Raw genomic sequence first — 7598 nt, 5'->3', positions numbered from 1 at the left:
GGGCCGACACGCTGCGCGACCAGGCAGGCGGCCCGATCGCCAACCCCATGGAAATGGCCTTTACCCATGAACTGGCCGTCGAGCTGCTGGCATCGATTCCCCAGTACGTGGACGCGTTCGAAAACGTCTACCACACGCCCGAGATCACCATCCACGAGGTCACCGACGCCATTGCCGCTTTCGAAGAGACGCTGGTCACGCCCGACGCCCCCTTCGATCTGTGGCTGAAGGGCGATTCGGCGGCCCTGTCCGATCAGGCCCTGGCCGGCTATCAGCTGTTCAAGGCCAGCGGCTGTATCGCGTGCCACAACGGGCCCAATCTGGGTGGGCGTTCGTTTCAGAAAATGGGTCTCATCGAACCGTACAAGACGGACAACCCGGCCGAAGGGCGTTCAGCCGTCACGGGCAAGGATGCCGACCGGTTCAGCTTCAAAGTGCCTACACTGCGCAATGTCGAGCTGACCTATCCCTATTTCCACGACGGGGCCGTCGATACGCTGGCCGAAGCCGTCGACATCATGGGCAGGCTGCAGCTGGGCCGCCATTACACAGACGAGGAAAATGCGCAGATTGTTGCATTTCTGAAGTCACTGACCGGAAAGCAGCCCGAAATCGTGCTGCCTATCCTGCCGCCTTCTTCAGATCAGACTCCGCGGCCTACGCCTTTCGAGCATTGAACAGGGCTGGCGGCCTCGCGTTCAATAATTTATTTTAATCAATATGTTATCCGGGTCTACTTAATAGAGTGCCAAAAAGTATACAGGCATACGTTAAATGGATCAGTCAATTCTCCGTGGCCTATTTAGGTGGACCTAGGGTAAACACTAGTAATATACATATGCCATTGGCAATACCATGGGCATCGCATTACCAAAAGTCATGCGGTGAATGGCATCACATAAATGGGCTGTCAAGACCAGCTCGTTATGCATGTCAGAAACAAGGCATCCATTTCATCACTGCCCTATTGTTTCGATATCCTGAGAATTCGCCTGATAGTATGTTTTCAGGTTCAGGTCCCATTGCACACCGTATGACAAGCCCAGCTGTTCTAGAACGGCGCTGCACGCGACGTGGCTTAGTCGTCTGCGGCTCAGGCAGAGTCACCGGACCCTACCTTGCGACGGGCACTTGAATGGCTTGCTCGACGGCAACCGAATTCCAGCACATATTTCGAAACCAATAGACGATGGCTGCCATGGACGCACATGGATCAGCCATTTGGTCGTGCATGAAGCTGGTCGTGCATGAAGTTGGTTTGGTTCACGTGCTTTTGAATACGCTGGGCGTTATTTGACTGAGAGTTGAAAATGTCTGTTCCGGTTGAGAAAAACACTCCAAAGATATTGATTACTGTTTCTGTCGTCGAGTATCGGTTCACCCCTCTGTGGATCGATATTTATCGCTGCTTCCACGACCTTGGCGCCTGTCCGGTGGCTATTGACACAACGGTTCCCAAGATAGATCTCGCCGAGTTGATCGGGAAAGTGGATGGGCTGGTCATAGGCGGGGGCCAGGATGTCAACCCGGCGTTGTATGGCGGCAATACGGATGATCCGTCCCTGTCGGACATCGATGACGTGCGCGATGCAAATGAGGCGGCGCTGTATCGCCTGGCCGTCGAGCAGGGCAAGCCGGTACTGGCCATATGCAGAGGCATGCAGCTCATCAATGCCCTGAGTGGCGGTACGCTGATACAGGATATCCGCCGGGACCATGGCAGCAGCATCGATCATGACGATCGCACGAGCCCGGATCCCGATTCCCTGAGCCGCATCGCGCACAGCGTCAGCATAAAGGAAGGCAGCCGGTTGTCGCAGGTGTTGGGCCACAAGACGGTCATCGATGTGAACAGCGGCCACCATCAGGCCATCGGTGTCGTCGGTAAGGGGTTTGACGCCTGTGCCTGGTCGGCGGATGGCCTGGTGGAAGCGATCGAACCCACCCTGGAAAGCGAAAGAATCATGGGGGTGCAGTGGCACCCCGAGAATCTGTACCGGTCAGAGGATTCTGCACGTACCCTTTTACGATGGTTTATCGGGCTGTGTGACTCATGAGTCCATGTCAGTCAGTGAACGGAGCTTGAAGCAGGAAAGGAGGAACGGATGAGATAGGTCAGGAAGACGCTATACGGTTTTATTCACAACATTGAATTCATGTATCAGGATATATGATGACTGAGATAATACATTTGGATACTCTCGACGAGGTCAAAGAGTCGGATAAGGCTTTGGTGGAACACCTTGAGAAGCAAGGTGTGAAGTACGTCATGGCGTCATGGGTGGATATCTTGGGCCGACCTCGGGCCAAGTGCACACCGATCAAATTCCTGCCGGACCTGATTGGCGGATTTGCCAGATATACGCCGCGGGGCATCACTGGCATCGGCGAGACGAACCCCGTAGAAGAAGAAGTGACTTCCAGGCCGGATGTCAGCACCCTGACCATATTGCCGTGGAACAGGAAATATGCGTGGATGGTCGCCGACATGTGGTCCGACAAGGGCGAGCCGTTCGAACTGGATCCCCGTTCGATTCTCAAGAAGCAGATTGCAAAGGCGGAAGAACAGGATCTCTATGCCACGCTTGGGATCGAGCCCGAATTCTATGTGTATAAACCCGATTCCACTCTGGGGGAACGCGGCTTCAGGGCGGTGACCCCGGCGGCCACGGTCAGGCCGAGCCCGGCTTACGACGTGGAGACGGTACTGGACTCGCACGAGTTCCTGGATAGAATGGCCGACATGATGCTGGGCTGTGGCCTCGAGCCATTCAACATCGGCGCCGAAGGCGGGGTGGGGCAGTACGAGATCGACTTTTACTACAAGCCCTTGCTGGAAATGGCGGATCGCGCCATTTTGTACAAATTGATGATCAGGCAGGTGGCAAAGGAATTTGGCCTGGTCGCCACCTTCATGCCCAAGCCGTTCCAAGACGACTGGGGGTCGGGGGCGCATTTCAACCTGGGGCTTTACCGCGGCCCGGACATGAAGAAGCAAGACAGTGTTTTCAGGGACATCAACAAAAAATGGACGCCTGAAGGTCTGTCATTCGTGGCCGGGGTTTTGCGGCACATGCCGGCCATTACGGCGATTGCCAACCCGATGGTCAATTCGTATCGGCGCCTGACCCCGCGGCTGATCGACGGTTCGGTCTCGTGGGCCCCGATCAAGATCGCATACGGATACAACAACCGTTCCTGCGTCATCAGGCTGCCTGAAAACCGGGCCGCCTGCGAACTGCGCAGCGCGGATGCCTCGGCGAATCCTTATCTCGTGTCGGCATTCATGCTGGCGGCTGGGCTGGAGGGGATCAAAAACAAATATGATCCGGGTCCGGCCATGGAGGTCCTGGCTTCCGATGTCGAAACGCTCCCGAATCTTCCGGCCACTCTGCGGGACGCCATCACGGAGTTTCAAAACGATCCCTTGTCGGAAGAGGTCTTTTCGAAGAACTTTGTTCACGATTACGTCGAAACAAAGATGCAGGAATGGGAAAAGGAACATCTGCGAGTGGTGCGCTATGAGCGCGAGGACGACATCCATCTTGTCTGACCCCGTTCAATACCCGTCACCATAGAGAATGGATGGTGACCTGCCCCGCCTGCTGTCGGCAGCAGCAGGGGGGCTGCCTTATTTTTTTATTGCGCTGCAGACAGACTGGACCGTGCAGTGCATGACTCATGCCGTAGGGAGCTGAAGGATGAACCGGATAAGCGAAGTTCGCGATACCGCGAACCAAAAGACGTTGGATGTATTCAACTCGGGCGAGCCCGTGCTGGTGGCAATAGGACCGGCTGCCGACATTGTGCCCGGTTATACGAAAAATTTGATATTGACGTCCGGGCCCGCCATGGCCTGGGCCGACTACGAGGGAGGGCAGAGAAACGCGATTCTTGGCGCCATCAAATACGAGGGGCTTGCGGGCAACGACCAGGACGCCGAAAAAATGATACAGAGCGGCGAAATACGCGTCGAGCCGTGCAGCAAGTATGGCTGCGTGGGATCTCTGGCAGGGGTGTACAGTGCGTCGATGGCTGTGTTCGCGGTTAAAAATGCAGCGTACGGAAATACTGCGTATTGTAATTTCTACGAAGGAAAGAACCCCAAGCGGCTCAATTATGGCGTATACGACGAAACCGTCAAAGAGAACCTGGATTATCTGAACAGTGTGATCGCTCCGGTGATCGATGCGTGCATCCGCCAGTCCGAGGGCATCCCCCTGCTGGGCATCATGAGGCGTGCGCTTCACATGGGAGACGAGCTGCACAGCAGAAATACAGCGGCCTCCCTGCTTTTCAGCCAGCAACTTTTCCAGGCCCTGATCGATCTTCCCGGGGTACCCAAAGAGGACATCAGAGACACCGTCAGGCTGATCACCGAAGACAATTATTTTTTCCTGCGACTGTCCATGGCGGCTGCCAAGGCGATCGCGGATGCGGCTCACGGCATACCGGGCAGCAGTGTCGTGACGGCGATGGCGTTCAATTGCAAACGGTTCGGCATCCGCGTCAGCGGGTTGGGCGACGGCTGGTTCGAAGGCGCGTTGCCGACCGTTCAGGCAAAGCTGTTCGACGGGCACGACGAGAGCGAGATCGCCTGGATGGGCGGCGAGAGCATCATCGCCGAAACGGTCGGGCTCGGCGGGTTTGCGCAGGCAGCGGCCTTTCCCCTGCAGATGTACCAGGGCGGGGATCCAATGAAAATGATCGAAAGGAATCAGGACCTCTATGCCATCACCGTGGGTGAAAACAAGAATTTTCGCATCCCGGTCCTTTCCTATCGTGGCACGCCGACAGGTATCGATGTCCTGAAGGTGGTCGAGACGGGGATTTTGCCCGTGATGGACATCGGCATCGCCGGCCGGGATGGGGGCCAAATCGGCGCGGGTATCGTCACGGCGCATATCGAGTGTTTTGAAAAAGCAGCGGAAGCGCTGCGCAATCTGGAAATTGCCAATTGATACATCAATATATTGAATAATCGTAGGGTATAACGGAGACATCAATGTCAAGGACATTCGAATTCAATGAAAATCTAGAGGTCATCAATCAGGTCGGAAGGGTAGAAAATGTTGGGGTAGAGTACATTCCACCCCACCAAAGAACGGCGAAACTCTCCAGCATGTTCTGGATTTTGTTCGGCGGCAGCGAAACTTTCGGGATCATGGTGATTGGCTGGGTCGCGGTCTCTTTGGGTCTTGGATGGTGGGACTCGCTCACGGCCATCGTCGTCGGGACTGCGGTGGGATCCACGCTGATGTCGCCCGTCGCGCTGTTCGGCCCCAGAACCGGCACGAATGCGCCTGTTTCCAGCGGGGCGCACTTCGGGGCGCTGGGCCGGCTGATCGGGTCGTTTCTTGGCGTGTCCGCATCGCTGGTGTTCGCGGCGCTGTGCGTCTGGGCTGCCGGCGACGCGCTGGCCGGGGCCGTCATGCGGCTGGCCACCGGAAGCGCAGACAACATCCCCTTTTGGCTGCAGGCGACGGGCTACCTGATTGTTTCCGCGGTCATGCTGATCGTGTCGGTCATGGGGCATGCAAACATGGTCGCCTTCTGCAAGTGGATGGTGCCCACGGCGGGCGTGATCATGCTGGTGGCGGTTTGGCTGTTCTGGTCGGATTTCGACTCCAGCTACGCGGGTGGCGATTATGCCTTGGGCGGCCGTCTGCCGACGTGGATTCTGGCTGCCATCACGTGTGCAGGAACCACCAATTCCTATGCCCCCTACACGGGCGACTGGACGCGCCACCTGTCGACTAAATATACCAAGACGCAAATCATTGCCGTCGCGTGGTTCGGCAGTTTCGTGGGGATGGGCCATGCCTATCTGTGGGGCGCGTTCATCGGCACGCTGTTTGCGGATCCGACGACGTCGCTGGCCACCGGCCTGGTGCAGATTTCACCGACCTGGTTCCTGATTCCTGTGCTGTATATCGCCCTGGTGCCCGGTACGGCGCAAGCGGTGATCAATCTCTATAGCATGGGTCTGGATTTTGCATCCATCGTGCCGGGGCTGACCCGCGTGGCGGCCACGATATTGCTGGGCGGTATTTCGGTCATTTTGGTGTTCATCGGCGGGGTATATTCGCAGGTGGCCAACCTGGTGGCCTCGTTCATCGCGATCCTCATCATCATGGGGGCCCCCTGGTCGGTGATCTGTATTATCGGGTTCATCAACCGAAAGGGTTTCTATTTCTACCGCGATCTGCAGGTATTCAACCTTCGCGAAGTGGGCGGACGTTACTGGTTTGATGGCGGCATCGAGCCAAGGGCCTGCCTGAGCTGGATCATCGGTGTGGTTGTCGGTGTCTTCTTCATCAATACCGGATGGTACGTGAGCCCGGGCGCCACCTATTTCGATGGTGCCGATTTCGCCTTTGCATTTTCAGCGGGCGCCAGTGCGATTTCCTATATCGTCCTTCTGATTGTCCTGCCAGAACCCGTCTATCTGTTTGGCGAGCAAGGCAGCGTCTTTGGGATGAACCGCAACAAAGTCGAGTACCGGCCGATTGAAAAGTCGACGAAGTTCTCGATTTTCAGTTGAGTGAAGTGCGGCCAGCCGAGGACATGCCCGGCCTCTGATCCGTTGCGTTTTTGAACGCTGGCCGCCCAATGCCAGCCCCGCCCTTCAAGGGCGGGGCTTCGCCCGCCTGCGTATGCCCACTCGGCGCCCCGCCTGTACGGGCCAGGCCTCGGCCGAGAGTTGGCCCAGTGCCTCCAGCTCCCGGCAGACCGCATCGGGCAGGTTGGTGGACCGCTTGCTGGCGGTCGAGACGGCCATGAAGAGCTGCTCGCTGGTGGCAATCAGGGCGCCGTCGCCTTTGTACATCGAAAAAAACACGTGGATGCGCTTGATGTCCTGGTCGAGGATGTCCAGGTCCACCCGCAGGGGTTCGCCCAGCAGGACTTCGGCCAGGTAGCAGGTGTGCATCTCGAGCGTGTACAGCGTGCATTGATGCGCAGCCCGTCCGGCAGCATCGAGCCCGATGAGGTCCATCAGGCCGTCCGCCCCGCGCGAAAACACGCGTACGTATTCGGCATCGTTCAGATGGCCGTTGAAATCCACCCATTCGGCCTTGACTTCCGTATGCAGCAGGGTGTGGCTCATTCTTTGTTCCATGTCCGTACTCCTTCAAGAACCTGGTCCTGGATCTGCATGGCATGCGCCAGCACGCTGCGCTTCCAATCCAGCGAGGATGGGCAGAACGCTTCGAGCAGTTGGGCGCGCAGTGCCTGCACGGTGTCTTGCGGCAGGTCGGGATGCGTCTTCATGTATGTGTCGCCTTGCAGGGCGCGGCGGGTTTCGAGGCTGCTCAGCGTGCCGAATTCGATCACGGCACCGACGATGTCGGCCTGCCGCGCGTAGCGCTGTACCCCCTGGAACAGCAGCCCTTGATAGTCGGGGCGCGCCGAGCCGTCGAATCCGGCCTTGGTTTCTACCCGCTCGCGGCCCCACCACCCGCAGGCGCGCTCCCAGCCTGGGCCGCCCGGCTCATTGAAGCACAAAAAGAAGGGCTGGCCGCGCTCGCCCAGCCCGGTGTGCCAGTCGATGAGGCCAATACGGCGGGCCCCGGCCAGGTGACGCTCGATCACGGCCT

General features: G+C 57.7%; 7 protein-coding genes. 5 read left to right on the top strand and 2 right to left on the bottom strand.

Features of this window, described 5'->3' with window-relative positions:
* The 5 genes from WCZ84_RS13150 to WCZ84_RS13130 all read left to right on the top strand — a co-directional run.
* A partial coding sequence (locus WCZ84_RS13150) for a cytochrome-c peroxidase (protein ID WP_372686731.1) occupies window positions 1-677 on the top strand: 677 nt, incomplete at its 5' end.
* A 633-nt stretch (window positions 678-1310) separates the two neighbouring features.
* A complete protein-coding gene (locus tag WCZ84_RS13145; protein ID WP_372686732.1) occupies window positions 1311-2057 on the top strand; it encodes a gamma-glutamyl-gamma-aminobutyrate hydrolase family protein in 747 nt (248 codons plus the stop codon).
* Between the two features lie 134 nt (window positions 2058-2191).
* The gene (locus WCZ84_RS13140; RefSeq protein WP_372686730.1) at window positions 2192-3553 is read left to right on the top strand and encodes a glutamine synthetase family protein; all 1362 of its coding nucleotides are present in this window, start codon (window positions 2192-2194) and stop codon (window positions 3551-3553) included.
* Window positions 3554-3701: 148 nt separating this feature from the next.
* Window positions 3702-4961: a DUF1116 domain-containing protein gene (locus WCZ84_RS13135; RefSeq protein WP_372686729.1), complete on the top strand. Its 1260-nt coding sequence runs from the start codon at window positions 3702-3704 to the stop codon at window positions 4959-4961.
* 44 nt (window positions 4962-5005) lie between these two features.
* Window positions 5006-6544 carry a cytosine permease gene (locus WCZ84_RS13130; RefSeq protein WP_372686728.1) on the top strand — a complete coding sequence of 513 codons (1539 nt, stop codon included), beginning with the start codon at window positions 5006-5008 and terminating at the stop codon, window positions 6542-6544.
* Window positions 6545-6628: 84 nt separating this feature from the next.
* Here the strand turns inward: WCZ84_RS13130 and WCZ84_RS13125 are convergent, their stop codons facing one another.
* Together WCZ84_RS13125 and WCZ84_RS13120 are read right to left on the bottom strand one after the other, a co-directional pair.
* Complete coding sequence (locus tag WCZ84_RS13125) at window positions 6629-7108, bottom strand: thioesterase family protein (RefSeq protein WP_372686727.1); 480 nt, start codon at window positions 7106-7108, stop codon at window positions 6629-6631.
* Window positions 7105-7598 (bottom strand): DUF2817 domain-containing protein (locus WCZ84_RS13120; protein ID WP_372686726.1); only part of this gene is annotated, 494 nt, incomplete at its 5' end. The genes WCZ84_RS13120 and WCZ84_RS13125, both read right to left, overlap by 4 nt.

Source organism: Castellaniella sp. (genome assembly GCF_041675725.1).
In the GTDB taxonomy this organism is placed as follows: domain Bacteria; phylum Pseudomonadota; class Gammaproteobacteria; order Burkholderiales; family Burkholderiaceae_B; genus Castellaniella.
The sequence above is the reverse complement of the archived record's forward strand: the minus strand, read 5'-3'. Positions and strand labels throughout refer to the sequence as shown.

Bases quoted from the DNA above. Each gene is read 5' to 3' on its own strand.
- WCZ84_RS13130 (WP_372686728.1), top strand. From the start codon at position 5,006: ATGTCAAGGACATTCGAATTCAATGAAAATCTAGAGGTCATCAATCAG.
- WCZ84_RS13145 (WP_372686732.1), top strand. From the start codon at position 1,311: ATGTCTGTTCCGGTTGAGAAAAACACTCCAAAGATATTGATTACTGTT.
- WCZ84_RS13135 (WP_372686729.1), top strand. From the start codon at position 3,702: ATGAACCGGATAAGCGAAGTTCGCGATACCGCGAACCAAAAGACGTTG.
- WCZ84_RS13125 (WP_372686727.1), bottom strand. From the start codon at position 7,108: ATGAGCCACACCCTGCTGCATACGGAAGTCAAGGCCGAATGGGTGGAT.